This is a genomic window from Jatrophihabitans sp., assembly GCF_036389215.1.
GTDB lineage: Bacteria > Actinomycetota > Actinomycetes > Mycobacteriales > Jatrophihabitantaceae > Jatrophihabitans_A.
The window spans coordinates 1-26,461 of record NZ_DASVQG010000280.1 but is presented as its reverse complement, the minus strand read 5'-3'; the positions used below and the strand labels follow the sequence as shown (position 1 = coordinate 26,461).

The window sequence follows — 26,461 nt, the reverse complement described above, 5'->3', positions numbered from 1 at the left end:
CCCCACCCCTCCCAGGCACGGCAGGCGCTGGTCGACCGCCAACCCATGGGGCGGCTGGGCCAGCCGCGCGAGGTGGCGCTGGCCGCCTTGTACCTTGCCTCCGACGACGCCGCCTTCGTCACCGGAACCGAACTGGTCATCGACGGTGGTCTCGTCGCCGGATGACCGGTTGATCCCAGGCGCGATTCCTTCGATCTGCAAAGGAGAACTGACATGCGGTTGATGCGGGTCGGCGAGCCTGGCAGCGAGCGTCCGGTGCTGCTCGGCGCCGACGGCGTGCACCGGGACCTCAGCGGGGTGACCCGCGATATCGACGGACCCTTCCTGGGCGACGGCGGCCTCGACCGGGTTCGGCAGGCGCTGGACAGCGGCGATCTGCCGGAGATCGACGTGACCGGCCGGCGGATCGGCGCCCCGGTTGCCCGGCCGTCGGTGGTGTTGTGCATCGGCATGAACTACGCGGCACATGCCGCCGAGGCAGGTTCTGCGCCGCCAGGAGTGCCGGTGATGTTCTACAAGGCTCCCAACACGGTTGTCGGACCCGACGACGACGTCCTCATCCCTCGCGGCTCCGCCAAGACGGACTGGGAGGTCGAGCTGGCGGTCGTCATCGGCAGCCGAACGCGGTACCTGGACTCGCCCGCGCAGGCGCTGCGTTCGGTGGCCGGCTACGCCGTCAGCAACGACGTCTCCGAGCGCGCACTCCAACTGGAGAGCAGCGGAGGGCAATGGTCGAAAGGCAAGAGCTGCGAGACCTTCAACCCGCTGGGACCGTGGCTGGTCACGGCCGATGAGATACCGGACCCGCAGTCGCTGCGGCTGCGCTCCTCGGTCAACGGGGATCCGCGGCAGGACTCGAGCACGGCCGACATGGTGTTCAGCGTCGCGGAGTTGATCTGGCAGCTGAGCCAGGTCACTGTGCTGGAGCCCGGTGACGTCCTCAATACCGGTACGCCACAGGGGGTGGCGCTGTCGGGGAGGTTTCCCTACCTGGCACCGGGTGACGTCCTGCAACTCTCGATCGAGGGGCTCGGCAGCCAGACCCAGCGCCTGCGGTCAGCCTGACCGGCCACGAAAGGGCAACCACATGAGCATTCGCCTCTCGCTCGGGCACATCGATTCCTACGACGACGCGGTGGCGACCTTCGCGCACCAACTCGGACTGGCCAGCGTGCAGTTGCACACACCGAGCGCGTTGCCCGGCGAGGACGGTTACTGGAGCCTCGCCGAGCTGCAGGCGCTGCGGGACCGCTGCGACCGCGACGGCCTGGCCATCGACGGCCTGGAGAACGTGCCGGCGGCACACTTCTACAAGATCCAGCGCGGCCTTGCCGGGCGCGACGAGCAGATCGAGAACTATCACCGGACCATCCGCAACATGGCCCGGGTGGGTATCGACCTGCTCGGCTACAACTTCATCGCCACCTACGTGTGGCGCACCGACATGGGTGGAACCGGGCGGGGCGGCGCCAAGGTCACCGGGTTCGACCTGGCACGTGCCGGCGCGGGCAACGCGCTGGCCTCGTACAAGCTGACGCCCGACGAACCGATCACCGAGCCGATCACCGCCGAACAGATGTGGAGCAACTACCAGTACTTCCTGGACGCGGTGCTCCCGGTGGCCGAAGAAGCGGGCGTCCGGCTTGCCCTGCACCCCGACGACCCGCCGGTGGAGGAGCCGTTGGGGCAGGCGGCGCGGATCTTCACCTCGCCCGCGGCCATCGCCGAGGGCTACCGGCGGGCGAACGGAAGTCCTGCCTGGGGGCTGAACTTCTGCCTCGGCACCGTCTCGGAGATGGCGGGGGAGGACTCCGTCAACGAGGTGATCGACCAGTTGGGGCCGGCGGGCCGGATCTTCTACGTCCACTTCCGCGACGTGCGCGGTACCGTCCCGCGGTTCACCGAATGCTTCCTGGGCGAGGGCAACCTGGACCCGGCGGCCGTTCTCCGCCGGCTGCACGCCGTCGGTTTCGACGGGTTCCTGATCGATGACCATGTGCCCGCCATGATCGGCGACCTGGACACGTGGGGCGACACCTCGCCCGAGGCGTACTGCAGCCGCGGCCGGGCGCACGCGATCGGTTACCTGCAGGGTGTGCTGAACGCGCTGCAGCTCGACTGAACACCGGCCGCGGGCGGCGTCAGTAGGAGGCGAGCAGCCCGCCGTCGACGACCCAGGTGGCGCCGGTGACGAACGAGGCGCCCTCGGACAGCAGGAAGGCGACCACGCTGGCGACCTCCTCCGGCCGGCCGATCCGCTTGAGCGCGTGCATGTCCGCCCAGGCACGCAGCGCCTCGCCTGCGTCGTGCGGCGTCATCTCCGCCGCGTTCTGCCGTACTAGCGGCGTGTCGATGGTCCCGGGAGCGACGGCATTCACCCGGATGCCCTGCTCCGCATGGTCCAGCGCCATGGCACGGACCAGGCCCAGCGCCCCAGCCTTCGCGGCCGCGTAGGCGGCCACCGACTTCTGGGTGGCCATGCCCTGAATTGATGACACAACAACGATCCCTCCTCCGCCGCCGGCCGCCATCAGCGGAATGGCGGCTTGAGCGGCGAGGTAGGCGCCCTTCAGGTTCACCGCCTGCATCACGTCCCAGGTGCCCGGGTCGGTGTCGACGACCGAGCCGTGCCGTTCGATGCCGGCCGAGTACACCAGCGCTCCGAGCGGGGCACGATCGTTCGCCTCGCGCATCAACCTGGACAGGTCTTCGGGCGAGGTCGCATCCGCTGTCACCCGCAGGATCCGATCAGTGGCCTGCTCGCTGGCTCGGTTGGTGGTCTGATCGGCGGCTCGGCCCGTGAAGGCGATGTCACCGACGCTGACCAGCCACCCCTGCTCGTCGAGCAGCTCGGCGCAGGCCTCGCCGATTCCGGAGCCGCCGCCGACGACCACTGCAGACCGGTTGCCGTCCAAGTTCCACCTCTATCGCTCGTGCCGGCCCTGCCTCAGGTCCGAAGGCGGAACTCAGGCGTAAGAATCAACTGAGTACATAAGGGTGATCCTGCCGGTCAGCCCTCCGATCGTACCGCCACGTACAGGTCGGGCCCGACGCACCGTGCGCGCCCAGCGGCGACCGCCTCGCGCAGATGCGCCTGCACCATCGCAAGCCCGCGAAACTCCTCGACGCGACCCATGTCCGCGCAGGTACGCCGCCACACCTCGGTCAGTGACCGCGGCGCGGCCCCCAGAGCCCCTTCGATCGTGTCGGTCACCTGATCGAGATAGCGCTCGACCTCGGCTAGCAGGTCGAGGAACTCACCGGCCGCTCGGCTGGCATAGTGCGCCAGGCACACCAGGTGCACGCCCTCGTCCAGGGTCAGTGCCCGCAGCCGGTGCAGGGAACGGCGGAACTGCGTGGGCAGCAGGTGCCCGTGGAAGAAGCTCCAGGACGTACCGGTCACGATGTCGCCGAGCAGCAGCGTGCGGGAGGACCGTTCCAGCCAGCCGAGTTCGCCGACGACATGGCCGGGCAGTTGCAACGCTTCCAGGACGACGCCACCGCCCAGTCGCACGGTGCCGCCCTCGGTGATCGTCACGTCGACCGGGCAGGGCGTGCCGAAGGTCGGGGCCAACTCGGCTCGCAGTTCGGGTGAGTCGGCGACGATGTCCGGACGGTGCAGGGCGAACTCCCGCAGGTTGGCGTCGAGATCCTCGATCCATCGCACCGCCGCCGGATCGGCCACGACCCGGGCGCGGGTGCGGGTGCGCAGCGCGGCGAAGGTGCCGATGTGGTCGTGATGGCCGTGGGTGTTGAGCAGGAAACGCAGATCTCGATCCCGCACGCCGGCCGCCGCCATCAGCCGTTCGATCGCCGGAAGGCTGGACGGCAGGCCACCGTCCACCAGCGCGGCACCCTCGGCTCCGACGACGAGATGGAGGTAGAGCGGTACCTCCTGGCTCAGCTGCTGCCGGACCTGCCACACGCCGGGAACGAGTTCGACGGGGTCATCGCAGTCCATCCACCCATCATCACCGGCCGCGGCCGGGCCCGCCCGTACTCACGGTTGCGGACCCTGGAACGAGTAGATCACGTTGGCGTCGGCAGCGGATACGAAGTTCAGCACCGTGCACCTGACCGGAGCCGGACTCGCGGTTCTCCTAGGGCTGATCGGATTCAGGCCACCCGTCGCTCGGCACGGCACTCCGACATAGGTGATGACGTAGGCGAGGGTGTCCTCCAGCAGCAGTTTCGTGGACCCGTCGGGTTGTGTCTGGCCCGAGTTGGGATCGGTAACCAGTGCTAGTGCGATGGTTGGCGCGATACTCCGATCGCAGATCGCAGCTCCGGTCAAGCAGGTGGCATAGGCTTGGGCCCAGCTCGCTGAAGCCGTTCGACCGCCGGGTGGCCGCAGATCGAAGCCGGCATTCTTGTAACGCAGCTCCCGGGTGAGCGGCCCGACGAACGTGGCGGGCGGTAGCGGCGAAGGACTTGCCGACGAAGCTCCCGCCGAGGAAACCCCCGCCGAGGATCTCTTGCCGTGGTTGGGGCCGTTGCAGCCAGCCACGAGTGTCGCGAGCAGGACCACGGCGAAGGCAGCTACCGAGCGGCGATCGGCCATTGACATCCGTCCAAGCCTGGGTGTGATCACAATGGGCGCGAGATGCACCACCTTGCGTTGTCGTTGTGCGAAGTATGCCTGCTGCTTTGCCTGTCACACGAGTAGTCCGAGGGCCCCGGGCGGCGACCCGGCTAGCCGGCTGGTCCTGCGCCGGTTGTTACCCGCCATCCGAACGTGAATCGTTGCGGCGTCGGATGAGTAACGCGAACGCCGCGGTGAGGACGATGAGGTCGCGCTCGGGCCACTCGCCGGCAACCTCGGCGACGATGTCGCTACGCGCTCCTCGGCCGAGGTGGAGGCTGATCTCACCGAGGTCGTCGGCGAGAAGCCTCGCGTCGTAACCACGCCAACCCCGCCTAACCTTCCACACGGCGCCGTGGGCCGATGGAAGTACGCAGGACGTGCGCCCGATGCGCATGATCGGTTCCTCGTAACCAGGACGCCGGGCGGTCGCCGCCCGGGCGAGAAGGCCGGACATCGAAAGCTCATAGGGTGTGCCGGCAACGGTGGCGTCGGCTTTGGACCTCCACGAGGACACCGTCAGGTCCGCAGATTGCCCGCTGCCGTGCAGGACGTAGGTGTCGCGGGCCGTGCGGGTGAGGGTCAGCGTCTGCCAGGCAGTCATAGCCATCTCGGTCAGGACCTTCCTTCGGTGAACCGGTTCGGTGGTACCTAGGGCGAAAGGGGTTGTGTCGCGGAGGGCGGATACCCAGACGAACCTGCCATAACGGCAATTGTGGCATCGCGAACAGCAAGGGTGATAGCTGTGCCGAAGGCACTGAACGGACTCGGCATGCGCGAACGCGCCGCGTTGCGGCGGCCAGCCCGGCCCCTGGCAACGACTTGTGTATGAGCCGATTGGCGCCCACCGGCCTGACATCTAGGCTCACCGGCGTCTACCCGAATCATGGCTCGGCGTCGCCGATGCCGAACCAGATTCGGTTGCCGGAAATGGGGGACCAGGCAATGGAGGCAGAACACCGAGTGCGGCAGCACGCAGGTTACCTTCCGGCTCGGCGGGCGGTGATCGCGGCTGGACTCACAGCGGCAATGATGTCCACGTCAGGGGTGGCAGACGCATCCACCGGCCACCGCCAGCGACGTCGCAGGATTCCGCCGGGTTATGCCGATGTGGACCCGCGCACTGCCAGACGGGTTCCGCTGACCATGTCCTTGCGGAACGGTGTTCCGCTCTACCCCGGCGATCCGGCTTTCACCTGGGAGGTGTTCCTCGACACCCGCACGCCGGATCACGACGACGGAGGGTATCTGCTCGAACGGATCACCAGCCTGGGCACCCACACCGCCAGCCACATCTCCGCGCCGGTGCACTTCATCATCGGCGGACGTCGGCTGAGCCAGCTCGATGAGGACTTCACCCTCATGCCGCTCGCGGTGATAGACGTGCGTGATCGCATCCGAGCCGCCGGCCCGGCCTTCACCATCTCTCCCGCGGAGTTGCAGTCGTGGGAACGGCGTCACGGCCGGATCCCGGCCGGTGGCTGCGTGCTGCTGTTGACCGGCTACGCGCACCTGTTCGAGGAGGGCAGCGGTGAGGATTCGCCGTACATCACGACCGCGGCACCGGGCTTCGCCGGCAAGACGGTGGACTGGCTGTTCGCCGCGCGCTCGATCATCGCAACCGGTTCGGACACCCTCGGACCCGACGCGACCATGGACGCCACGTTGCAGGCGACCACCCGCACGTTGCTTCATGGCGGCATCACCCTGGAGAACGTCGGGCCGCAGCTTGCCTCGATGTGTCCACATGGCGACTGGATCGCCGTCAACGGCAACAGACCGGCACTAAGCGGTTTTCCGATGGGCTTCACCGGCTTCACCAGGGGGTCGCGCTCAGAAGCCCGCAGGTAGGCATACGGCGGCAGAGGACCACGTCGCCCGGCCGTTTCCGGGCGGACAGTCCGCGTGAAGTGCTGTCGCTTCTCGGCGACTGCAAGCAGAGCTGTGAGCAGGGTTAATCCAGTAGCTAGCCGTGTATCTAATTTACATTGACACGGGGTCTTCTCGACGATACGGTCCTAACCGGCTGAAGAAGACCTCGGTAAGGGGGCAGGGCGGCCCCGACGTGCCTAGCCCTGCCCCCTACGTCCTTTCCAAGCCTCGAGCACGGGCGGATGCGACCCTCAGGAAGGTGGCTTGGGTGCCGAGCAGGATGGGCGGGCTGGTTGCTCCGAGCGAGATAGCAGAGATGGCCGGCGTCTCGCGAGCCGCAGTGAGCAATTGGCGTGCCAGCGGCCGTAGTACGAACTTCCCCCAGTTGGCAGCGGGCTCCGAAGCCCGGCCCTTGTTCAACCTGGACGAGGTGACGGCCTGGCTGCACGGTCGCGGTTACTCAGTCACGCAGGATAGCGGTGGGCGCGGACTCTGGGCCGTTCTGAACCAGTTCCGTGGGGAGTGGCCAGCCGAAGATCTGAGCGAACTGCTCCTCAGCCTGCTGGTTGCCCGCCGGCTGTGCCTCCACAGTTCCGTTGTAGACCGGGCATGGTCGCGCATGGTCGAGGACTCATATCCCGAAAACGTGGCCTCCGCACTTGGCTTGCTGAGCCGACTGGCGGAGGAGGAGAACGACGAGTGGTCCGGCCTCATTGATGTGCCGGAAAGGTGGGGCCGCGGTTCCATCACACTCCCCTTGAGAGTGCTCGTTGATGCCGTCAGCCGGTACTCGCCCACAGCAGATCTGAGCGGCATCGCCGACTACGTCCTGAGACGGGTTTCCGCCGGGCAGGCGCGGTCGGGTGGCGGATACGGAGCCGTCGGATCGCGGGTGTCGCGGCTGTTGTCGACGATGGCGGAGCGCTCCGGGGCGAGCGTGGTATACGACCCGGCATGCGGTATCGGGGAGACCCTGTTGCGCGCGCACAAGGTCTCGGGTCAGCACGTCCGGCTCGTCGGACACGACATCCACCAGGGGACTCTTCGAATCGCTCGGCAGCGATTCGTACTCGCCGGCGTCGGAGCAGAGCTGACTTCGGCGAAGGTTCTGGTCTGGGATCCAGACCCGGACCTTCGGGCGGACCTGGTACTGGCTGAGCCTCCCTTCGGCCGAGCCTGGGATGCCGACCGGGGGATTGCCGACCCCCGGTGGACGTTTGGGCTGGCGCCCAGATCCTCAGCGGAAATCGCGTGGATGCAGCATTCGATCTATCACTTGTCGCCCGGTGGCCGCGCCTACGTCATCACTCCGATGGGCCCGTTGTTCAGAGCGGGAGCCGAGGGATCAACCAGGTCCGGCATGCTGCGCGCTGGGTGTGTGGAGGCAGTGATCGCGCTTCCGGGCAAGATGCTCCAACACACCTCGATCCCATTAGCGCTATGGGTGCTGCGACGCCCGGGAGAAGGCCCCCAGGACCACTCGGTACTGCTCGTCGACGGGACGAAAGAGGCAGCACCTGAGGAGGTGGCGCACTCCTGGCTGGCGTCAAGGGGTGCTCCTGCCTCCGACACGCCACCATCCATCAGAGTCAGTGTTGAAGAACTCCTCGCTGGTGATGCCGTTCTTCAGCCTCAGCGATGGCTGAACCATGCCGAACTCGATATTGCCGATGTCGCGACTCACTACCGGAAGGCAGCGCAGGAGTTGAAGGCGAAGGTCTCCTCCCTGCAGGAGTTGGATCCAGTCGCGGATCTGCCGGACACCTCGAATGCCCGCGTGGTCACCGTGCGCGAGATTGTGCAGCAGTCCGCGGCGACGTTGGTTCTCGGCCGTAACCTCGGAGACGATGTGGGCGACCTGCCGGTGGTCAGGCCCAGTGACGTTCGAGACGGGCTGGGCGACGTCACGCCGGTCGAGCTCGACGCCCTAGAACTTGGCCGGTACCAGCCAACCCAGCCTGGCGACGTGCTCGTCACCACGATAAACGAGGTCAGGTCGGTCGTTGATCGAGTCGGAGGGCGTATCGCGAGCAGGGGCGTCCATGTCCTGCGTACGGATCCGAGTCTCATCGACCCCGACTATCTGGCATATGTCCTTCGTGGCGCGTGGAACGTCCGACACCAGAAGGGCTCTACGATTCAACGCGCTGACATCAGGGCACTGGAGGTGCCACTGATGCCGATAGACCACCAACGGGCTGTCGTCGCGGCACTACGTACCATCGACGACGTCCGTGACCATGCGACGGCGACGGCGACGTCAGCGTCCGCGCTCGCAGCGAGCGTGCTGGATGCCGTCAGGTACGGCGCGATGGTTGGCGGCAATGCCTGAGAGCCGGATGCGGTGGCGACGGAACCAGGATCGTCACTCCCCGCACCAGGCGCATCCCCCGGTGGCCGATGGTGAGCCGACACCACCTGCGCAGAACCTTCCCACCGGTCAACTCAACTTCATCACCATCTATGGCGATGTCACGAGCAGCCAGATTGGCGCGCCGAGCGGCGACCTGATGGCCGCGACGTTTTACAGCGGTTCTCGCAACGATGCCGTCCGCTCATGGCTTGATGACTACCTGGCTGCGCTGCCCGAACTCGACGAGGGTGTGCGAGTCCTCGCTGAGCAACAGCTCGCGCAGGTAGCCGCTGAAATCCAGAAACCGGAACCGCATCCGGCCATCGTGGCCGGGCTGCTGCGATCGCTCAGAACGTTCGCCCACAACGCCATCACCGCAGCCGGAACAGGAACAGGAACGATGGGGCTAGCAGAGGTGGCCGCACATTGGCCCTTCTGACATGGCCCTTCTGACATGGCCCTTCTGACATCCGAGGTCTTACCCTTGCACGAGCCTCACTTGCGACGCGCGGGAGAGAGCTGAAGCTGTCAAGTCGTCAGCCGTCACGGCCGCTTGATGAGCAGTTGGACGCCGGCCTTGCGCGCGGCCTTGGTCAGGGTCTGGTCCAGGGTGGCGAGGGGGGCCCCGAGTCGTTCGGCGAGCACGAGATAGGAGGCGTCGTAGGAACTCAACGCGTGACGTCGTCCGGCGGCGATGATTGCGGTCATGTCGGTCGGGGAGTCGTCGATGGCGATCGGCAGCTGGGTGAGGAGTTCCAAGAACCGGCTCGCCTGCGCCTCGCTGAGGCGGCCCCGGCGCTCGGCGACCAGCAGAACGTTGGCGACTTCCAACGGCCAGATCGTCGGGACCACGGCTTGATCGTCACGGAGCCGGTCCAGAGCGGACTCCGTTGCCTCGCTCGCCTCGTCCTCGAAGCACCAGGACATGGCGACGCTCGTGTCGATGACGAACACGCTCAGCGCCGACCTTCCTCGATCATCTCGCGCATAGAGTCACCGGCGAGTCGCACACCGACCCGAGCGCTGCGTAAGGCCGCGATGACCGATTCAGGACTCGACCGTGGACTGACAGGAACAAGCCGGGCGACTTCACGGCCGTGCTTGGTGATCGTCACAGTGTCGCCGCGCTCGACCTGGTCAAGCAGGCGAGGCAGGTGGGTCTTGGCGTCATAAGCGCCAATCGACGAAGTGCTCACGACTACCAGACTAGTCTCCGACTAGTCTGGTATCAATCTCGCACGCATACGAAGAGGCCGATGACCCCCCCCGGGCCTGCTGCCTCGTGACGGCCGCTTGACTCCGGGGGTCACCCTCCGCTTGACCAGGTCAGCTGGTGGCAGCCGCCCGGTCGGCAACCGCCTTGATCGCGGCTTGCAGCACCGCGGGAGGCACCGGCGCGCCGATGTTGTCCGCGTCGATCTCCACCTCGATCAACGGACCGGTCAGGTAGATGAAGTGGACGTACACCTTGACGTGCTGGCCACCGACGGTGAGCGCCACGGTCGCCAAGCCGGAGCCGGCGACATTAGCCGGACCGGTGCCGGGACCGGGCGTGAACTTCACGGACACGGCGCCGAGGCTGGCATCGTCGGGCAACGACTTGGCGAGTTCCTTCTTGAGCAACTTGCTGAAGCAGGGGACAAGTTTCGGGCTCTTGAGCAGCGCGAGGTCGCTGTCCAGATCGCTCTGTGACTTGTAGCTGCTGGCTGAGGAGGAGATTGTCGCGTCCCCGAGGCCGAAGTCGGCGGAGTCGGCGGTGGCAACCTGGTCCTCATCAGTGTTCCTGGCGCCGATGCACTTCAACAACTCGGCCTCACCGGCGCTGTCGTCGTCGTCCGGTTCGGATGGGACTGCCTTCCAACCGCGGGGCAGATCGGTTGCCCGCAGAACGATCTTCTTCAGCTGGACCACCGTCGCCGGGGTGACGGTCGGTGACGGCGAGGCGGTCGGCGCGCTCGAGGACGCCGTCGCGGTGCTGGCTGAGGAAGAGGGGGAGGAGCTGCCTGAGGAGGTCGAGGACGGGCTGCCTGAAGAATTGGAGGAGGAGCTGCCGCAACCGGCAAGCAGTACGAGAGCACCAGCTAGGGCGCAAGCGCTCGAAAAACGTGTATTCGACATGAGCGCGCATCTTAGTCGGCGTCGCGCGTCCAAGCTCCCTGAAACGCCCGCCGGGTGTTGGCTTCGGGGCATGGCGACCGTAGCTTTGGGCAATGGAGATCATCAATCTGGGCAAGGCGGAAGGACTGCCGCCGGTGGATTGGGCCGGCATCGTCGACAAGCTGGACGCAGGCTCGGCACCTGCCCCGGAGGCGTTGAATTCACGCACCACCTGGTTGGCGACCGTGAACGAGGACGGCAGCCCGCACGTCACCGCTGTCGGTGCCCTGTGGTTGGACGGCACGTTCTGGTTCCAGACCGGCACGGGTACGCGCAAGGAGCGCAATGTTGCTCGCGACGGGCGGTGTTCGGTCGCGGTGTCGATCCGCGATGCCGATGTCGTGTTCGAGGGCGAGGCGGTGCGGGTGAGCGACCCTGCCGTCATAGCGCGCGCCGCCAAGGCGTGGGCTGACGGCGGCTGGCCGGTGGAGCCCGACGAGAGCGGCACCGGGATCACGGCTCCGTTCAACGCGCCGTCGCAGGGGCCACCGCCGTGGAACGTCTACCGGATCGAGCCCCGCTCGGCGACGGTGGTCTTGTCAGCCGAACCCGGAGGCTTGACCCGGGTCCGCTTCTGAGCCATGCGAGGTCGGGGGGCAGAGGCGCTTCGGTTGTTTCCCGTTCGCATATCGGCATGAGTGCACTCGCGGGCGGTACGTCACGGGCGGGTCGAGGCCACATCGAGTGCGAGGCCGATCACCGCGGCGACGCGTTCGAGGTCGACATCGCGGCAGAGCAGTGCCGCGCCATTGCGCCAGGCAACTGCCGCGATCATGCAGTCGATCATGCCGCGTGGCGTGATCCCGGCGCTGCGGCAGCGGCGGTAGATCAGAGCTGCTGCGTCGAAGTCTGTCGTGGCATCGAAGGGTAGGAGCCCGCCACGCAACATGAGCCGCCGGAGCCCGTCGGCCTGTTCGGCCGTGCGTGCCCCGGCGGTGGCCTCCATGAGCACCGGTTCCGTGACGACCAGCGGGCCGTCAGAATCGATGAGCGCGGTGAGGCGTTGGTCGACGGCGCTGCCGGTTGCCCGGTCGTACTCGATCCAGGCGGACGTGTCGGCGAGGATCACGCGGCGCCGCGGGGAGTCTGCTCGGCCGGGAGGTCACCGATGGCGTGGGCACCGCGCCATCCAAGCGCTTCGTCGCGGGACATCGGCTGACCGGCGAGGTGCCGCAGGGCCAGATCGACGGCCTCGGTCTTGGTGTGCACGCCGTACCGATCCATGATCACTCGGACGTAGTCGTCCTCGATCTCGATATTGGTGCGCACCTTTGCCATACACGTATGGTACACGTCACGTGTGTAAATTGTGTATGCGTGCACTAACCTCACCCGACAACCAAGGAGCGATCATGTGCAGAGCAGTGATCTGCAAGACCTGCGGCAAGACCACCTGGGCCGGCTGCGGCCAGCACGTCGACCAGGTCCTAGCCGGCGTACCGCAGGCCGACCGCTGCCCGGGACACGCGACAGATCACCGGCGCCGCAGCAACTGGCTGACCCGCTTGGTCGGGCGCTGACGGGGCCGCTACTGAAGCGGGATGTCGATCCCGGATTCCTCAGTGGCCCGTGGGCCGAAGATCCGGCGACCGGACTCGCTGATGCGCACGTCATTGATGCTTGCTTCCCGCCGGCGCATCAGCCCATCGTCGGCGAACTCCCACAGCTCGTTGCCGTAACTGCGCCACCACTGCCCGTCGACGTCGTGGCATTCGTACTGGAACCGGACCGCGATGCGGTTGCCGTTGAAGGACCACAGCGACTTCCGTAACGCATAGTCGAGCTCGCGCTGCCATTTGCGGGTCAGCAGGGCCACGATTTCCGAGCGTCCGGTGACGAACTGGTCCCGGTTTCGCCACACCGAGTCGGGTGTGTAAGCCTGTGCTACCCGCTCCGGGTCGCGGGTGTTCCAGGCATCCTCGGCGGCCTGCACCTTGATCCGTGCACTGTCCGCATCGAACGGCGGATACGGCGGGCGTCCGTTCACGAAGCCTCCACGGTGAACAGCGATTGGGGGTTTGGGCGATTCGGCGCTTGATGCGTTTGCCGTCGCTGACCTCGGCCTCGGATGGTCTGGTGTTTCGAGTATGCCTGGGTGGCGCCGCGGCATCTCGCCGGTTGTGGGGCGCTTGACCTTGTGACGGCTTCAGGAATGGTCATGGGTCGTGAGACGGAGGTAGTAGCCGTCAGGGTCGAAGAGTCGCAGGTCGGTGAGGCCCCAGCTCCTGGCGGTCAGGTCTTCGGCCAGCTCGTACCCGGCCGCGAGGATGCGGTCGCGCTCGGCGTGCAGGTCATCGACCTCGAAGACGATCTCGGTGCCGGCAGGTAGTCGCCGGGCGTCCCTGGATACCGGCTCAGTTATCCGGCGCGCGCCAATGCGGATGCCGTCCCGCCGCAGTGCGACGTAGGGGATCTCAGCCAGCCGCTCGTCCCGTTCGAGGGTGAACGCCAACACTGACTGGTAGAAGGTGACGGTGGTATCGAGGTCTCTCGGAAAGATCTCGATCCGAAGGCTGGCAGCCATCACGCTCCCGAAGCTGACTAGACGTTGGCGGCTCGCCGCCCGGCCGGACAAGCTCGTCCATCAGCTTGTTAGGCGTCGGCCTCCTGGATGGCGGCCTTTCGTGTGAGTGTCCCAGGGGATCAAGCCCGGACGCCACTCCCGCGCTCCGTACCGATCTGTGGCGGCCCTAGCCGCACAGGCTTTGTAGCGCAGATGACGCACTGCGCTACAAGCCGGTAGGCTGAGTTCATGAGCACGCCGCTGTCCATCCGATTCGAGGCACGCCTGCTGGAACGATTGCGCCGCCGTACGCAGGCGACGCCGGGAGCCACCCCGTCCGGGCTGGCTCATCGCCTGGTGGACGAGGGCCTGCGGATGGCCGATCACCCCGGAGTCGTGTTCAAGGACGGCCCGAGCGGGCGACGCGCCGCACTCGCGTTCGGTCCGGACGTGTGGGAAGTGATCAAGGTGCTGCGCGAACTCGATGAACGGGGCGAACCGGCCGTGGCGGCGGCAGCGGAGCTGCTGGCGTTGCCGCCGGCGAAGGTGCGGGTGGCGATGCACTACTACGCCGGCTATCGCGAGGAGATTGACGGCGAGATCGACGAGGCTGACCGCGTCTCGGCGGAGGCGGAGCGCGCCTGGCACGTCGAGCGGCAGTTGCTTGCGTGAGCGTGGAACTGCTGCTTGACGAGATGCACGCCCCCGTCGTCGCTGCGGCGCTACGCGAACGTGGCCACGACCTACTCGCTGTCGTCGAGCAGGACGAGCTACGGACGTTGACCGACGAGGAACTGTTTCGCTGGGCAGCCGAGCATGGCCGTCGCATCGTGACCGAGAACGTCAAGGACTTCGCCCCGCTACTTCGCCGGGCCGAGGAACTGGGCCACGCCGCGGCGCCGTTGCTGTTCACCAGCAGCCGCAGCTTCCCCCGCTCCCGACGCAACCCCGGTCCGCTCATCGACGCACTCGACGCCTGGCTGCGCTCAGCCAAGTCCGACCCGCCACCCCTTGAGGACTGGCTACAACACACTTGAACGTCAGTCGTCGGCGATCGCCGTGGCCTGCGAGGCCCAACTCGAAGCGGTGGCTGCCGCGACCGCGGTCTAGTCGTATTCGACGCGATAAGGGCAGTCCACGCCAGGGAGACAAGTCCACCCGAGGGCGCGGATGGCCGGATGTGGACCAGCGGTACTTGCAGCTGGCTACGTGGGCGTCGGCGGGCAACTGGCGGCCTATTTGGCGTGTCAGCCCGGCTCGGTCGCTGAGCAGGGACAGGAACACCAATCGGACAGCCCACCGAGCAAATGTCGCTGGCGCCTCAATCCTGACCCCCGCGGAGCAGACTCGTGCTCGCGTTCGGTCACGGTTTCGAGCGCTCGCTGGACCAACGGATCAGGGTCGGCCATCAGTCCAGCGTCGCCCCCTCACAAACCAGCTGCGCGAAAAGAAAAGATCCAATGCGGTGCGCCAAGACCACCACAAGCGGGCTGAGCTTGGCTCAGCCCCAGAAGATCCCGGTCGGATCGCGGTCGACCTCCGCCAGCAGCTCCTCGACACTGGCCGACGCAGGGGCACGGTCGTACTTGCGAAACTTCAAATGCTGGTCACGCCAGTACAACGACCACAACCCGGTCACCTTCGCGTAACGCAGCCGCGCGATCGGGAACCGCGTCCACTCCGGACCGAAGTCTGCCCGCCACGGCGGCCGGCACTCAACGATCGTCACGTACCGATCAGCAACGTCGAGCTCGACCCGCACCTCGTCACGTAGGTGGTCAGGGATACGAGCGCGGCACCACCGCTGCACCCGCGCAACGTCCGTCTCCGGCAAGGTCGACACACCCGCTAGTCTGCCGCCCGAGGCCTACTCGTGTTACGACGACCGCGGAATTCGCCCCGACGGCAGCCGGGCCAACAACTTGATGAAACGCAGCCCTGGGATCGCGCCACGGCTGACTAAACCCGACTACAAGATGACTACAGATCGGCTATAGACCCCTTGCAGGCCCGAGAATGTGGGGGACGGCCCCGAGCCGGCCGGCGCACGGCACACCGAACTGAGCGGGGCTACGGCTCGCTCCTCTCGCGCCCCATCGCACCACCAAAGCGGTGTCTGGGCCGGCCGGCAGGTCTGGAACAAGCAACGCAAGGACGAGATGTTTCTCGCGCACGATCGCCGACTGCGCGGAGGTCCAAGCCCACAAAGCTCAAGCACTCGCGGCCCGGCGAACGAAGCACGGACAGCCCCGGATGACCAAGGATGAGATCCGAACTCTGGTCGGGCCACTCGGCAACATCAGCGCCGTACTCGCCGCGCTGGCCCCAAGGACACGGCCGAGGTGTACCGCCAGCTCGGCACTAAGTTGATCTACGAACCGAATAAGCGCCTCGTCCACGCCGAAGCCGGGATCAACCCTCAACCGTGGTTACGGAAAGTGTGTCCGAGGGGGACTTGAATCACCTGCCCGGTAGGAACCTAGCCCAGCTACTGCGGACCGTCCAGCTTGAGTGCCCATGTTTGCTGGGTTCTGGTTCCACCGTTACCACCGGTTGTTGACGGTTCTAGCGGTGGCGTGTGCCAATGTGCACACCACTCCGGAGACGCCTCGTCGCCGCCGTAGCCGCTGCTCAGGACACGCTTCACCAGTTGCCGCGGGATGCGCGCCATGGGAGAGGAGCTGTCCGCTCTGCGGGTCACGCAGGCCGGCGCGCTGCGCACCCCTGGCCGGCAAGTCGCTCGCGGTGCGCTTCTGGGTAAACGATCCGATCGGCGCCGTCGCCCTGCCGCTAGTCTCGCCGGCATGACCGACCGATTCGTCCAGATCGCCGACGAGGCCATTGCGGGGTACTGCGCGGAGCACCCGTCCGAGGCCACCGTCCTGGGCAATCACGAGCACGATGACCGGCTCGAGGATCCAAGCCGGTCCAGGGCCGACCGCAGGCGGGCTGAGCTGCGTCGGTTGCTGGCGCAGCTGGACGGGCTGACCGGGCCGGACGATCCCACCGCACTGGAGCCCGCGACGTCGGTGGACCGCGAGATGCTGCGTGCTGAGGCCAGCCGTGAGCTGTTCAGCTTGGAGGAGTTGGACGAGCCGAGCTGGAACGCGTTGCAACACAACCCGGGCACGGCGCTGTACGCGCTGATCAGCCGGGATTTCGCACCGCTGCCGGACCGGCTGACCAGCGTGGCCGGCCGGCTGCGTGCGGTTCCGGACTACCTCGACGCGGCGCGGGCGCGGCTGGTCGATCCACCGAAGGCGTACCTGGAGGCGGCGATCGGCCGGTTGTCCGGCACGTACGCGCTGATCGCCGAGGAGCTGCCGCGGCTGGCCGAGCAAGCCGGACGTGCGGGCGAGCTGGCCGGACCGATCGAGCGAGCGGCGGTGGCCGTGCGGAACTACCAGAGTTGGCTGGGCGGGTTGGTGCCGAGCGCCCCGACGGAGTTCCGGCTGGGGGAGCGGCGCTATGCCAAGAAGTTGGCGCTCACCCTGGCCACCTCGTGGCAGCCGGCCGACCTGGTGACCCAGGCCTACGCCGACCTGGACCGGATCGAGGCCGAGCTGGCCGAGCTGGTCGGTGTCACCACCGGATCAGGCCGGGCCGAGATCGCGGCCGAGTGCGATCGCCTGGCCGAGGACGCGCCGACCAGCGCGGACCTGCTGGACCGCTGCCGGGCCGCGCTGATCGAGGCCACCCGGTTCGTCGAGCGGCACGACCTGCTCACCCTGCTGCACGATCCGGTCGGGGTGCTGCAGATGCCGGAGACCTCCCGCGGCATCTCGGTCGCCTACTGCCAGGGCCCCGGGCCGCTGGAAACCACGCCGCTGAGCACCCGGTTCGCCGTCATCCCCGCCTCGCCGGACTGGCCGGCCGAGCAGGTGCGCGCCTACTACCGCGAGTACAACAATCACGCGCTGCACAACGTCACCATGCACGAGGCGATGCCGGGGCACGTCGAGCAGCTCTCGCACGCACGGCGCTATCGCGGGAACACCCTGGTCCGGTGGGTGTTCGAGAGCAGCGTGTTCATCGAGGGCTGGGCGGTCTATGCCGAGGAGCTGATGATCGAGCGTGGCTACCGCACTGAGGTGTCGGCCGAAGCGGCCCGGGCGCAGCGGATACTCCAGCTCCGGCTACAGCTGCGCCGGGTTCTCGTCACCATCCTGGACGTCTCCGTCCACGCCGGCGACATGGACGAGACGGCGGCGGTGGCGCTGATGACCGGACGCGGATACGTGCCCGAGGAGGAGGCACGACGCAGATGGCAGTGGCTGCAGCTCGTCGCCACCGTGCCACCCCTCTACTACGTCGGCCTGCTGGAGGTGCGCGCGCTGGTCGGTGATCTGCGCGCCGCCCACCCGGACTGGACCGATAGGCAGGTGCACGACACCGTGCTCGGCCACGGTTCGCCGCCGGTCCGGCACCTGCGCACCCTGCTCGGCCTGCCGTCCGCCTCGTAGTCGCGGTCGAGCAGCGCTACCTTCTGGCTCCACTCAACAGAGCGAGATCCCGTCGGACGTATCGCAGGTGCGCCCACTCCTCTTCCAGGATCACGCGGATGCAGTCACCGACGCTCGGATGCCAGTCGCCGCCACCCCACGGGTTGTCGCGTTCTTCCGCGAGCAACTCCGGGGTCGCCGTGGCCAGGAAGTCGGTCACGAGCCGCTGTCTCTCGGCACGTACCGCGAGGATCTCCTGGTAGGTCGGCGGGTCCGCACGGAAGATGGACATGTCGAAGCCCATCTCGTCGGCACCGGTGAAGATCTGGCCGATCTCGTGGAACGGCTGCTGCATGCGCAGGATTCCGCCGCGGAGCCAAGCGTCCGTGGCAAGGATGAGGTGCCGCAGGGTCTGGGCCATCGACCACTCGTCCTCGACGTGCGCGTCCACCAGCTCCGGTGGCGTGTCCGCCACGGTCGTGTGCCACGCGGACTGCACGGCGACCCAGCCCTCGCGCAGGCCGCCCGGCGTTTGTGCCTTCTGCAGCTCCCGACCCGGGAACTGCCGGTTGAGCTCGGCATCCACGAGCGGCACCACATCGACCCCATTGACGAACAGGCTGCCGAAGAACAGGTCGTGGCTGTCGATGTCGAGTCCGCCCACGTCAACGCTGCGCATCGTCACGCCGCTGACGTCGCAAGATCGGAGTATGGCTCCCTTGAAGCTCGCCCTGACAAAGGTCGCGGCTTCAAACTCCTTCCTGCGGGAATAGATCGTCATTGCCCCATCCTCGCAGCGGTCGGCGACATTCCCACCGAGGGGGACCCGACACCCGACCGTCACTGCGGGGTCAGAGCCAGAACATGGCTTCTGACGACGTCAACCAGACAGAAGCTGGTCAACAGCTACAAGTGTCCGAGGGGGGACTTGAACCCCCACGCCCGTTAAGGGCACTAGCACCTCAAGCTAGCGCGTCTGCCATTCCGCCACCCGGACGAGTGCGAGCAGGCCGAAGTCTAGCCGACCTCGATTCGAACCCGGCTCACTGGTAGGAACTACTCATGACCTCCGCAGCAGAGCCGACACCCACCAGCACCGCGACCGCCGCCGACGAGGTGGCCACCCTGCTGAGCGACCTGATCCGGATCAATACCTCGAACCCCACCCATGTGGAACGGCCCGCCGCGGAGTGGGTCGCCGAGAAGCTGGACGAGGTCGGGGTCGCCTCGACCATCCTGGAAGCCGCCCCCGGCCGGGCCTCCACCATCGCCCGGATCACCGGCAGCAACCCCGACCGGCCGCCGCTGCTGATCCATGGCCACCTGGATGTCGTCCCTGCCGAAGCCTCTGAGTGGTCGGTCGACCCGTTCGCGGGTGAGATCCTCGACGACTACGTCTGGGGCCGCGGCGCGGTCGACATGAAGGACATGGACGCGATGACGCTGGCGGTCATCCGCGAGTGGGCCCGGACCGGGGTGCAGCCCGAGCGCGACATCGTGCTCGCCTTCGTCTCCGACGAGGAGGCCGGCGGCCACCAGGGCGCGCACTGGCTGGTGGACCATCACGCCGACTACTTCGCCGAGTGCACCGAGGCGATCACCGAGGTCGGCGGTTTCTCGATCACGGTGGGCCAGGACCTTCGGCTGTACCCGCTGCAGACCGCGGAGAAGGGCATCGGCTGGCTGAAGCTGCGGGCCGAGGGCCGTCCGGGCCACGGCTCGATGATCCCCGAGGACAACGCGGTCACCGAACTCGCCAAGGCGGTCAGCCGGATCGGGCAGCACGAGTTCCCGATCCACGTCACCCCGACCGTCCGGCGGTTCCTGGACACCCTCGCCGAGGTGACCGGGCTGCCGATCGACCCGGACGACCCGGAGCCCGCGCTCAAGCAGCTCGGCACGATGGCCCGGATGATCGGCGCCACCCTGCGCAACACCGCCAACCCGACCATGCTGCAGGCCGGCTACAAGGCCAACGTGATCCCGTCCAGCGCCGAGGCGGTCATCGACACCCGGTTCCTGCCCGGCTACGAGGCCGAGCTGTTCGACACCATCGACGAGCTCATCGGCGAGCACATCACCCGGGAGTTCATCACCTCCGACATCGCCGTGGAGACCGACTTCGACGGCGCCGTGGTGGACGCGATGGTTGCCGCGCTGAAGGCCGAGGACCCCAACGGCGTGCCGGTGCCCTACCTGATGTCCGGCGGCACCGATGCCAAGTCCTTCTCGCTGCTGGGCATCCGGAACTTCGGCTTCTCACCGCTGCTGCTGCCGCCGGAGCTGGACTTCGCCGCACTGTTCCACGGCATCGACGAGCGGGTGCCGGTCAGCGCGCTGCAGTTCGGCACCCGGGTGCTGGACCGGTTCCTGCGCAGCTGCTGAGCAGGAACCGGGCAGGGCCAGCGCGCCAGGATCAGGCGCTGAGCCCGGGCATCGGAACGGGCTCAGCCGCCCGGCGCTTGCGCCGTAGCAGGACCTGGCGCGAACCGTCTGAATATCTGCGGACGCGGGCGAGCTCCCAGCCGCCGTACTCGGCATGCAATGCGAGACGCACCGCTGCGTTCACCCTCGTGACGTCGGAGGGTATCCGCAGCGGTGCGTACTCCCAGTCTGGGTCAGCGTCCGCCATGGTCTGGGTCGGCATGGCTCAATTGTGCTCCTCAGCGGGCCGCCCGTAACCCACCCAGGGCTACTTCACCGACGAGTTGTACTTGTCGATCAAGGCCTTGGCCTGGCTGGCGGCCTCGTCCAGAGCCGCCTTCGGGTCCTTGCTCGAGGTCAGCACCGACTCGAGGGCGTTCTCGACCAGCGCCCGGATCTGCGGCATGGTGCCCAGCAGGCAGCCCTGGGTCGGCACGCCGACCGGCGTCGCCGCCAGCTGGTCGATCGCCGTCTTGAACTGCGGCTTCTGTGCGACCCACTGCTTGTCGATGTCCTCGTTCAGAGCGGCCTTGGTGATCGGGAAGTAGCCGGTCTTGGTGTGCCAGAACGCCGCGTTGGCGGGCTCGAGCAGGAACTTGCCGAACTCCCAGGACGCCCGCTGCTCGGCAGCCGAGTGCCCCTCGCGCCCTATCCACAGCGACGCGCCGCCGATGATCGGCCCGCCGGTGTCCGAGGCCTGGATCTTCGGGAACGGCGCGGTGGCCACCTCGAACTTGCCGGCGGCTGCCGTGATGTAGCCACCGAGCGCACCGGTGGACTCCAAGTGCATCGCGACCGTGCCGGACTTGAACGCCGCCTGCGCGTCGTCGGTCTTGCGGCCGGTGTTGGTGGCCAGGCCGTCATCGACCATGCCCTTCCACCAGGACAGCACCTTCACCTGCTCGGGATCGTCGAAGGTGACCGCGTCGGCCCGCTTGGTGCGACCGTTGTCGTTGTTGCAGTACGTCTTGCCGGCCTCGGCGGTGAGCTGCTCGAAGAACCAGCCGTAGATGGCCGCCCCGAAACCGAACTTCGCAGCCCCGCTGGACTTGATCTTCTCGGCGGCGGTGCGGATCTCGTCCAGGTTCGCCGGTGGCTTGGCCGGGTCCAGGCCGGCCTTGGCGAACGCCGTCTTGTTGATGTAGAGCACCGGCACCGAGGAGTTGAACGGCATGCTCTGCAGCTTGCCGCCGCGGGAGTAGTAGCCCTTGATCGCCGGCTGGATATCGGCCAGATCCATCTTGTCCAGGTCGGCGAAGGACTGCGCCGGGATCGTCTGGCCGGAGTCGGCCATGAAGCCGGAGCCGATGTCATAGATCTGCACCAGCGCCGGCGTCTGCTTGGCCTGCACCGCGGCCTTGTACTTGGTGATGGTGTCGTCGTAGCTGCCCTGGAAGGTGGGCTTGACGGTGATCTTGCCCGAGTGCGCCGTGTTGAACTTGTCCACCAGTGCAGTCAGCGCCTCGGCGTTGGCGCCCTTCATGGCATGCCAGAACGACACCGTCACCGGGCCGGAGTTCAGGGCGTCGGCTCCGGGGGCGTTGGTGGAGCCGGCGGCGTCCGAGCCTTTGGAGGAGCTGCCGCAGGCCACCGTCATGGTCAGCGCGAGTGCCACCGTCCCGGCCGACAACGTCCTGCTCAAGCGATGCTTCATCGTGTGCCTTTCGCTAAGGGTCTTGCCCGAACGGGGGGATCTTGTTGTCGCAGTCGATGGATTGCGGAGGTCAACGGACCGCACCGGCGGTGAGGCCGCGAACCAGGAACCGCTGGCCGAGGGCGACCAGCAGCGCCGTGGGGATCAGCGCCATCGTGACCCCCGCCAGGATCAGGCCGGGATTGGCCTGCTCGGCGTCGTTCAGCGACGACAGGCCGATCTGCAGGGTCTGCATCTTCGGGGAGTCGGTCACCAGCAGCGGCCAGAAGAACTGGTTCCAGGCCGACAGGAACACGAAGATGGCGACGCTGGCCAGCGCCGGGCGCGACAGCGGCAGCAGGATCTGCAGCAGGAACCGGGCGTGCCCGGCGCCGTCGAGGGTGGCGGCGTCGCGCAGCTCGACCGGGAAGCTGCGGAAGGACTGCCGCAGCAGGAAGGTGCCGAACCCGCCGGCCAGGAACGGCAGCATCAGCGCCAGGTAGTTGTTGCGCAGCTGGTGCTCGGCCATGAACAGGTAGTTCGGGATGATGATCGCTTCCCACGGCACCATCAGGGTCAGCATGAACAGCGCGAAAAACGCCCGCCTGAACGGCATCGCCAGGAACACGAACGCGTAGGCCGACAGCACCGCGCAGACCACCTGGGCAACGGTGATCGTCACCGCCACCAGGGTGGAGTTGAAGTACTGGCGACCCAGTGGAATGGCGTGGAAGACGCCGCGGTAGTTGTCGAAGGTGAGCACGTGCGGTATCAGCGACGGGGGAGAGGAGGCGATGTCGCCCGGCCCCATCACGCTGCCGACCACGGTGTAGTAGACCGGGAACAGCACCATCACGGCCAGCAGCAGCAGCGCGAGGACACGGCCCACCCGGCCGGCCGACACCCTGCGCCGGGGCCGCGCCTGGCTGGCCCGACCGCCGGCCGTCCGGGCCGGCCGGCTCTGGGTGACGACGCTCATGAGGCGCTCCTGGCTGCGGGTCGGCTCATCGGTAGAACACCTTTCGTTCCAGGACGCCGAACTGGATCGCGGTGACGGCGATGACGACCACCAGCAGCACGATCGCCTGCGCCGACCCGGTGCCGTAGTCGGAGGCCCCGTTGGCGAAGGCGGTGTGATAGATCCAGTACACGAGCGTGGTGGTATGCCCGGTCGGCCCGCCCCTGGTCAACAGGTGGATCTGGCCGAAACTCTGCAGCGCGTGGATGGTGTCGACCACGACCAGGAAGAACAGCGTCGGGGTGATCATGGGGATGGTGATCGACCAGGCGATCCGCAGGGTGCCCGCGCCGTCGAGCCGGGCGGCCTCGTACAGCTGCTCGTCCACGCCGCCGATCCCGGCCAGCAGCACCAGCATGTTGTAGCCCAGGCTCATCCAGATCGTGGTGATCGCGATGCTGATCAGCGCCGTGCCGGGCTTGGTGAGCCAGTCCACCGGGGCGAACCCGAGTGAGGTGACCAGGTAGTTCGCGATGCCGATGGCCGGGTTGAACAGGGCGGCGAACACCACCGAGGCGGCCGCCACCGAGTAGGCGAACGGCATGGCGAACGCCGAGCGCAGCACCCGCAGGCCGCTGAGCGGATGCTGCAGCAGCAACGCCAGCAGCAGCGCGAGCAGGATGCTGGGCAACACCGTCAACAGGACGTAGCCCGCCGTCACCCCGAGCACCCGGGTGAACTCCGGGTCGTGCAGGACCGCCTTGAAGTTCGCCAACCCCACCGAGCGGTTGGCCCGCCCGAACAGGTCCTGGCCGGTGGTGCTCAGCCGGAACGTCCTGACCAGCGGCCAGAACAGGAACAGCGCGAACACCGCCAGCGACGGCAGGAGGAGGGCCAGGCTCAGGAGCCGTTCACGGCCCACGCCGGGCCTGGTGCTTACCGCGGTTGCCACGCTGCCCCCCAAGTGCCTCCACCGGCCACCCGCGTGGCCACCTCGCAGCGCCGATCGCGCCGTCGGCAGCAGAAATCACCGAAGCAAGGTCTTCGGATGCTAACCGCGGTGAGCGCGAAATCCAGGCAAGCACGGCCAGGCACGGCAGAGCTGCCGGAAATTGCCGGCGACCGCCGGTAGCGCGGGGCGCTCACTGCCCCAGCAGCCAGCCGTCCGGCGCGGCCAGCTTGGCGGCCGCGGCCGGGCCCCAGGACCCGGGTGGATAGGGCTTGGGCCGCCCGGTGGCGCTGAGCAATCCTTCGGCAACCTTCCAGACGTGGGCCAGCCCGTCCGGCCTGGTGACCAGTGACCGGTCACCGCTGAGCACATCGTGGATCAGCCGGACGTAGGGCGGCAGCGGCGGCGTGCTGTCGATCGAGGACACCGCCACCGATGCGCTGGTGGCCTCCAGGTTCAACCCGACTCCCGGTGCCTTCGCCACCATCCGGAGCTCGATCGCCCCGCTGCCGTCCAGGCTGAAACGAAGCACGTTGCCCGGCCGGGGCAGCGCCGTCAGCGGCCCCGGCGGGTCGCGCAGGATCAGGCTGACGCTCTGGTGCGTCTGGTGCAGCCGCTTGCCGGTGCGCAGCAGGAACGGCACGCCCCGCCAGCGTGGGGTGTCGACCCAGAGCCGGGCCGCGACGAAGGTCTCGGTCCGGGAGTTGCGGGCGATCCCGTCCAGGTCGCGGTAGCCCTCGAACTGCCCGCGCACCACCTCGGCCGGATCGATCGGGCGGAACCTGCCGATGATCGACTCGCGGGCCGCCTGCAGATCCGCCGCCTCCAGGCTCGCCGGCGGCTCCATGGCGACCTCGGCCGCGACCTGGAACAGGTGGGTCACCAGCATGTCCAGGACGGCGCCGGTGTGGTCATAGAAATCCGCACGATCGGCGACCCCGAGCGTCTCCGGGCAGTCGATCTGCACCGCCCGGACGTGCTCGCGGCTCCACATCGCGGCGAAGACCTCGTTGGCGAACCGCAGGACGTGCAGGTCCTGGGTGGCCTCCTTGCCCAGGAAGTGATCGATCCGGTACACCTGGGACTCCTCCAGCACCCGGTGCACCGCCCGGTCCAGTTGCCGGAAACTCTCCCGCGAGGTGCCGAACGGCTTCTCATAGACCACCCTGGCGCCCTCGGTCAGGCCGTGCTCGGCGAGGCTCCTGGTGATGTCGATGAAGGCCTGCGGCGGGATGGCCAGGTAGTGGATCAGCTGCGCGGCGGGACCGAGGTCGCGGCGCGCGTCGGAGATCTCCTCCAGCAGCGAACCGTGGCCGCCCCGGACGAAGTCGCCGGCGGCGAACCGGAGCCGCTTGCGGAACCGGCTCCAGCTCCGGCTCTTCACCGGCGGCCCGAAGTCCTGCAGCGACTGGCGCACCGAGTGGACGAAGTCCTGCTGGGACACCTCGCCCCGGCCGCTGCCGATCAGCCGCCAGTCCTCGGGCAGCAGGCCCTGCTCGGCCAGGGTGTAGAACGCCGGCAGCACCATCCGGCGGGCCAGGTCACCGGTCGCGCCGAACAGGACGAAGATCGCCGGAGCCGGGGTCGCACCTGTTGCCATCGGGAATCCCTACTGCGTCGGCCGCCGGGGCGGAATCAGTTGTCGATCATCGACCCTAGCCGGGTGCGCCTGCGCACACCCGGTGAGCGCCGGCGCACCCGGTGGGTTCAGCGCGCCGCCCGCACTGTCACGCTGTGCAGGCCGGTGGCTCCGGACGGGAACGGATCGGTGTCGCGGGCGTCCTGGGCAGTGCCGTTCTGGTCGAAGGCCCTGACCCGCAGCCGGTGCTGGCCGGGTGACTGCGGCGTCCAGAGGTAGACCCACTGCCGCCAGGTGTCCACCGACGGCACCGGCGCGAGGGTGGCCTGCTGCCAGGGGCCGTCATCGACCTGCACCTCCACCTTGGACACCCCGACGTGCTGGTCCCAGGCCACGCCCGCGACCGGGACCGGCTCGCCGACCTTGACCGCGCCCGGCGGCACCGGCCGGTCGATCCGGGACGCCAGCTTGACCGGGCCCCGGGCCGCCCAGCCACCGCGCACCCAGTACGCCTGGTAGTCGCTGAACGTGGTGGCCCGCAGGCCGGTGATCCACTTGCACGCCGAGACGTAGCCGTAGAGGCCGGGCACCACCATCCGGACCGGAAAGCCGTGCTCGGTGCTCAGCACCTCGCCGTTCATGCCGACGGCCAGCATCGCGTCCCGGCCGTCGGTCACCACCGCCGTGGGCGAGCCGATCGTCATGCCGTCGCTGGAGGTGGCCACCAGCTGGTCGGACGCCGGGGAGATGCCGGCCTCGCGCAGCAGGTCGGCCAGCAGCACGCCGCGGAAGGTGGCGTTGCCGATCAGCTCGCCGCCGACCTCGTTGGAGACGCAGGCCAGCGTGATCCAGCGTTCCACCAGCGGCCTGGCCAGCAGGTCGGCATAGGTCAGCGTCAACGGGCGCTCGACCATGCCCGAGATGCGCAGCTTCCAGGTGTCCGGGTTGAGCTGCGGCACCGTCAGCGCCGTGTCGATCCGGTAGAAGTAGTCAACCGGCGTCCGGAACG

31 protein-coding genes and 1 tRNA gene are annotated in these 26,461 nt (G+C 67.7%); 12 read left to right on the top strand and 20 right to left on the bottom strand.

Going from position 1 to position 26,461, the window contains the following annotated elements; translation table 11 throughout:
- From VF542_RS15785 to VF542_RS15775, 3 genes are all read left to right on the top strand, one after another.
- The coding region (locus VF542_RS15785) for an SDR family oxidoreductase (RefSeq protein WP_408652649.1) at positions 1 to 165 on the top strand (165 nt) is incomplete at its 5' end.
- A 48-nt stretch (positions 166 to 213) separates the two neighbouring features.
- Positions 214 to 1,065 carry a fumarylacetoacetate hydrolase family protein gene (locus tag VF542_RS15780; RefSeq protein ID WP_408652648.1) on the top strand — a complete coding sequence of 284 codons (852 nt, stop codon included), beginning with the start codon at positions 214 to 216 and terminating at the stop codon, positions 1,063 to 1,065.
- Between the two features lie 22 nt (positions 1,066 to 1,087).
- Entirely contained in the window at positions 1,088 to 2,122 is a 1,035-nt protein-coding gene (locus VF542_RS15775) for a mannonate dehydratase (protein WP_408652647.1), read from the top strand.
- 19 nt (positions 2,123 to 2,141) lie between these two features.
- Here VF542_RS15775 and VF542_RS15770 read toward each other — a convergent pair whose 3' ends face one another.
- The 4 genes from VF542_RS15770 to VF542_RS15755 all read right to left on the bottom strand — a co-directional run bounded on the left by VF542_RS15770 (position 2,142) and on the right by VF542_RS15755 (position 5,192).
- The gene (locus VF542_RS15770) at positions 2,142 to 2,915 is read right to left on the bottom strand and encodes an SDR family oxidoreductase (protein WP_408652646.1); all 774 of its coding nucleotides are present in this window, start codon (positions 2,913 to 2,915) and stop codon (positions 2,142 to 2,144) included.
- A gap of 95 nt (positions 2,916 to 3,010) precedes the next feature.
- Positions 3,011 to 3,961, bottom strand: a complete 951-nt coding sequence (locus VF542_RS15765) for an MBL fold metallo-hydrolase (protein ID WP_408652645.1) — start codon at positions 3,959 to 3,961, stop codon at positions 3,011 to 3,013.
- A 39-nt stretch (positions 3,962 to 4,000) separates the two neighbouring features.
- On the bottom strand, positions 4,001 to 4,561 hold the full coding sequence (locus tag VF542_RS15760) for a hypothetical protein (RefSeq protein WP_408652644.1): 561 nt from the start codon (positions 4,559 to 4,561) through the stop codon (positions 4,001 to 4,003).
- Positions 4,562 to 4,718: 157 nt separating this feature from the next.
- A complete protein-coding gene (locus tag VF542_RS15755) occupies positions 4,719 to 5,192 on the bottom strand; it encodes a hypothetical protein (protein ID WP_408652643.1) in 474 nt (157 codons plus the stop codon).
- 536 nt (positions 5,193 to 5,728) lie between these two features.
- Here VF542_RS15755 and VF542_RS15750 point away from each other — a divergent pair.
- The 3 genes from VF542_RS15750 (at position 5,729) to VF542_RS15740 (ending at position 9,246) form a co-directional block, all read left to right on the top strand.
- Positions 5,729 to 6,433, top strand: coding sequence for a cyclase family protein (locus VF542_RS15750; RefSeq protein WP_408652642.1), 705 nt, complete (start codon positions 5,729 to 5,731; stop codon positions 6,431 to 6,433).
- 289 nt (positions 6,434 to 6,722) lie between these two features.
- A complete protein-coding gene (locus tag VF542_RS15745; RefSeq protein ID WP_408652641.1) occupies positions 6,723 to 8,786 on the top strand; it encodes an N-6 DNA methylase in 2,064 nt (687 codons plus the stop codon).
- Between the two features lie 61 nt (positions 8,787 to 8,847).
- Complete coding sequence (locus VF542_RS15740) at positions 8,848 to 9,246, top strand: hypothetical protein (RefSeq protein WP_408652640.1); 399 nt, start codon at positions 8,848 to 8,850, stop codon at positions 9,244 to 9,246.
- A gap of 104 nt (positions 9,247 to 9,350) precedes the next feature.
- Here the strand turns inward: VF542_RS15740 and VF542_RS15735 are convergent, their stop codons facing one another.
- The 3 genes from VF542_RS15735 to VF542_RS15725 form a co-directional block, all read right to left on the bottom strand.
- Positions 9,351 to 9,761 carry a type II toxin-antitoxin system VapC family toxin gene (locus tag VF542_RS15735; protein ID WP_408652639.1) on the bottom strand — a complete coding sequence of 137 codons (411 nt, stop codon included), beginning with the start codon at positions 9,759 to 9,761 and terminating at the stop codon, positions 9,351 to 9,353.
- A gap of 2 nt (positions 9,762 to 9,763) precedes the next feature.
- Positions 9,764 to 10,003 (bottom strand): type II toxin-antitoxin system Phd/YefM family antitoxin, encoded by a 240-nt coding sequence (locus VF542_RS15730; protein ID WP_408652638.1) that lies wholly within the window; start codon positions 10,001 to 10,003, stop codon positions 9,764 to 9,766.
- Between the two features lie 130 nt (positions 10,004 to 10,133).
- Positions 10,134 to 10,718 carry a hypothetical protein gene (locus VF542_RS15725; RefSeq protein WP_408652637.1) on the bottom strand — a complete coding sequence of 195 codons (585 nt, stop codon included), beginning with the start codon at positions 10,716 to 10,718 and terminating at the stop codon, positions 10,134 to 10,136.
- A gap of 299 nt (positions 10,719 to 11,017) precedes the next feature.
- Here VF542_RS15725 and VF542_RS15720 point away from each other — a divergent pair, with 299 nt between their 5' ends.
- The gene (locus VF542_RS15720; RefSeq protein WP_408652636.1) at positions 11,018 to 11,542 is read left to right on the top strand and encodes a pyridoxamine 5'-phosphate oxidase family protein; all 525 of its coding nucleotides are present in this window, start codon (positions 11,018 to 11,020) and stop codon (positions 11,540 to 11,542) included.
- Between the two features lie 80 nt (positions 11,543 to 11,622).
- On the opposite strand, the gene vapC is transcribed toward VF542_RS15720, so the two are convergent.
- Both vapC and VF542_RS15710 read right to left on the bottom strand, forming a co-directional pair.
- Entirely contained in the window at positions 11,623 to 12,033 is a 411-nt protein-coding gene (vapC, locus tag VF542_RS15715; protein ID WP_408652635.1) for a type II toxin-antitoxin system VapC family toxin, read from the bottom strand.
- The gene (locus VF542_RS15710) at positions 12,030 to 12,242 is read right to left on the bottom strand and encodes a type II toxin-antitoxin system VapB family antitoxin (RefSeq protein WP_408652634.1); all 213 of its coding nucleotides are present in this window, start codon (positions 12,240 to 12,242) and stop codon (positions 12,030 to 12,032) included. Before VF542_RS15710 ends, vapC begins: the two co-directional genes overlap by 4 nt.
- Positions 12,243 to 12,316: 74 nt before the next feature.
- On the opposite strand from VF542_RS15710, the gene VF542_RS15705 reads away from it, so the two are divergent.
- Positions 12,317 to 12,484 (top strand): hypothetical protein, encoded by a 168-nt coding sequence (locus VF542_RS15705; protein WP_408652633.1) that lies wholly within the window; start codon positions 12,317 to 12,319, stop codon positions 12,482 to 12,484.
- A gap of 8 nt (positions 12,485 to 12,492) precedes the next feature.
- Here VF542_RS15705 and VF542_RS15700 read toward each other — a convergent pair whose 3' ends face one another.
- Together VF542_RS15700 and VF542_RS15695 are read right to left on the bottom strand one after the other, a co-directional pair.
- A complete protein-coding gene (locus VF542_RS15700) occupies positions 12,493 to 12,951 on the bottom strand; it encodes a nuclear transport factor 2 family protein (RefSeq protein ID WP_408652632.1) in 459 nt (152 codons plus the stop codon).
- Between the two features lie 159 nt (positions 12,952 to 13,110).
- Positions 13,111 to 13,488, bottom strand: a complete 378-nt coding sequence (locus VF542_RS15695; protein ID WP_408652631.1) for a VOC family protein — start codon at positions 13,486 to 13,488, stop codon at positions 13,111 to 13,113.
- 228 nt (positions 13,489 to 13,716) lie between these two features.
- Here VF542_RS15695 and VF542_RS15690 point away from each other — a divergent pair, with 228 nt between their 5' ends.
- Positions 13,717 to 14,139: a hypothetical protein gene (locus VF542_RS15690; protein ID WP_408652630.1), complete on the top strand. Its 423-nt coding sequence runs from the start codon at positions 13,717 to 13,719 to the stop codon at positions 14,137 to 14,139.
- On the top strand, positions 14,136 to 14,504 hold the full coding sequence (locus VF542_RS15685) for a DUF5615 family PIN-like protein (protein ID WP_408652629.1): 369 nt from the start codon (positions 14,136 to 14,138) through the stop codon (positions 14,502 to 14,504). Before VF542_RS15690 ends, VF542_RS15685 begins: the two co-directional genes overlap by 4 nt.
- Before the next feature lie 464 nt (positions 14,505 to 14,968).
- On the opposite strand, the gene VF542_RS15680 is transcribed toward VF542_RS15685, so the two are convergent.
- Entirely contained in the window at positions 14,969 to 15,310 is a 342-nt protein-coding gene (locus VF542_RS15680) for a DUF3024 domain-containing protein (protein WP_408652628.1), read from the bottom strand.
- Between the two features lie 961 nt (positions 15,311 to 16,271).
- On the opposite strand from VF542_RS15680, the gene VF542_RS15675 reads away from it, so the two are divergent.
- On the top strand, positions 16,272 to 17,930 hold the full coding sequence (locus tag VF542_RS15675; protein WP_408652627.1) for a DUF885 domain-containing protein: 1,659 nt from the start codon (positions 16,272 to 16,274) through the stop codon (positions 17,928 to 17,930).
- 16 nt (positions 17,931 to 17,946) lie between these two features.
- Here the strand turns inward: VF542_RS15675 and VF542_RS15670 are convergent, their stop codons facing one another.
- Positions 17,947 to 18,690 carry a DinB family protein gene (locus VF542_RS15670; RefSeq protein WP_408652626.1) on the bottom strand — a complete coding sequence of 248 codons (744 nt, stop codon included), beginning with the start codon at positions 18,688 to 18,690 and terminating at the stop codon, positions 17,947 to 17,949.
- Positions 18,691 to 18,822: 132 nt separating this feature from the next.
- Positions 18,823 to 18,906: transfer RNA gene (locus VF542_RS15665), tRNA-Leu, on the bottom strand.
- 65 nt (positions 18,907 to 18,971) lie between these two features.
- Between VF542_RS15665 and VF542_RS15660 the strand changes: the two genes are divergently transcribed.
- Entirely contained in the window at positions 18,972 to 20,294 is a 1,323-nt protein-coding gene (locus VF542_RS15660) for a M20/M25/M40 family metallo-hydrolase (RefSeq protein ID WP_408652625.1), read from the top strand.
- A gap of 31 nt (positions 20,295 to 20,325) precedes the next feature.
- On the opposite strand, the gene VF542_RS15655 is transcribed toward VF542_RS15660, so the two are convergent.
- From VF542_RS15655 to VF542_RS15630, 6 genes are all read right to left on the bottom strand, one after another.
- Entirely contained in the window at positions 20,326 to 20,556 is a 231-nt protein-coding gene (locus VF542_RS15655) for a DUF5703 family protein (protein ID WP_408652624.1), read from the bottom strand.
- Between the two features lie 45 nt (positions 20,557 to 20,601).
- Positions 20,602 to 21,975, bottom strand: a complete 1,374-nt coding sequence (locus VF542_RS15650) for an ABC transporter substrate-binding protein (protein ID WP_408652623.1) — start codon at positions 21,973 to 21,975, stop codon at positions 20,602 to 20,604.
- A gap of 82 nt (positions 21,976 to 22,057) precedes the next feature.
- Complete coding sequence (locus VF542_RS15645; protein WP_408652622.1) at positions 22,058 to 22,945, bottom strand: carbohydrate ABC transporter permease; 888 nt, start codon at positions 22,943 to 22,945, stop codon at positions 22,058 to 22,060.
- A gap of 25 nt (positions 22,946 to 22,970) precedes the next feature.
- Complete coding sequence (locus tag VF542_RS15640) at positions 22,971 to 23,876, bottom strand: carbohydrate ABC transporter permease (protein ID WP_408652621.1); 906 nt, start codon at positions 23,874 to 23,876, stop codon at positions 22,971 to 22,973.
- Positions 23,877 to 24,066: 190 nt separating this feature from the next.
- Positions 24,067 to 25,473: a glucose-6-phosphate dehydrogenase gene (locus VF542_RS15635; protein WP_408652620.1), complete on the bottom strand. Its 1,407-nt coding sequence runs from the start codon at positions 25,471 to 25,473 to the stop codon at positions 24,067 to 24,069.
- Positions 25,474 to 25,580: 107 nt separating this feature from the next.
- Positions 25,581 to 26,461 (bottom strand): molybdopterin-dependent oxidoreductase (locus VF542_RS15630; protein WP_408652619.1); only part of this gene is annotated, 881 nt, incomplete at its 5' end.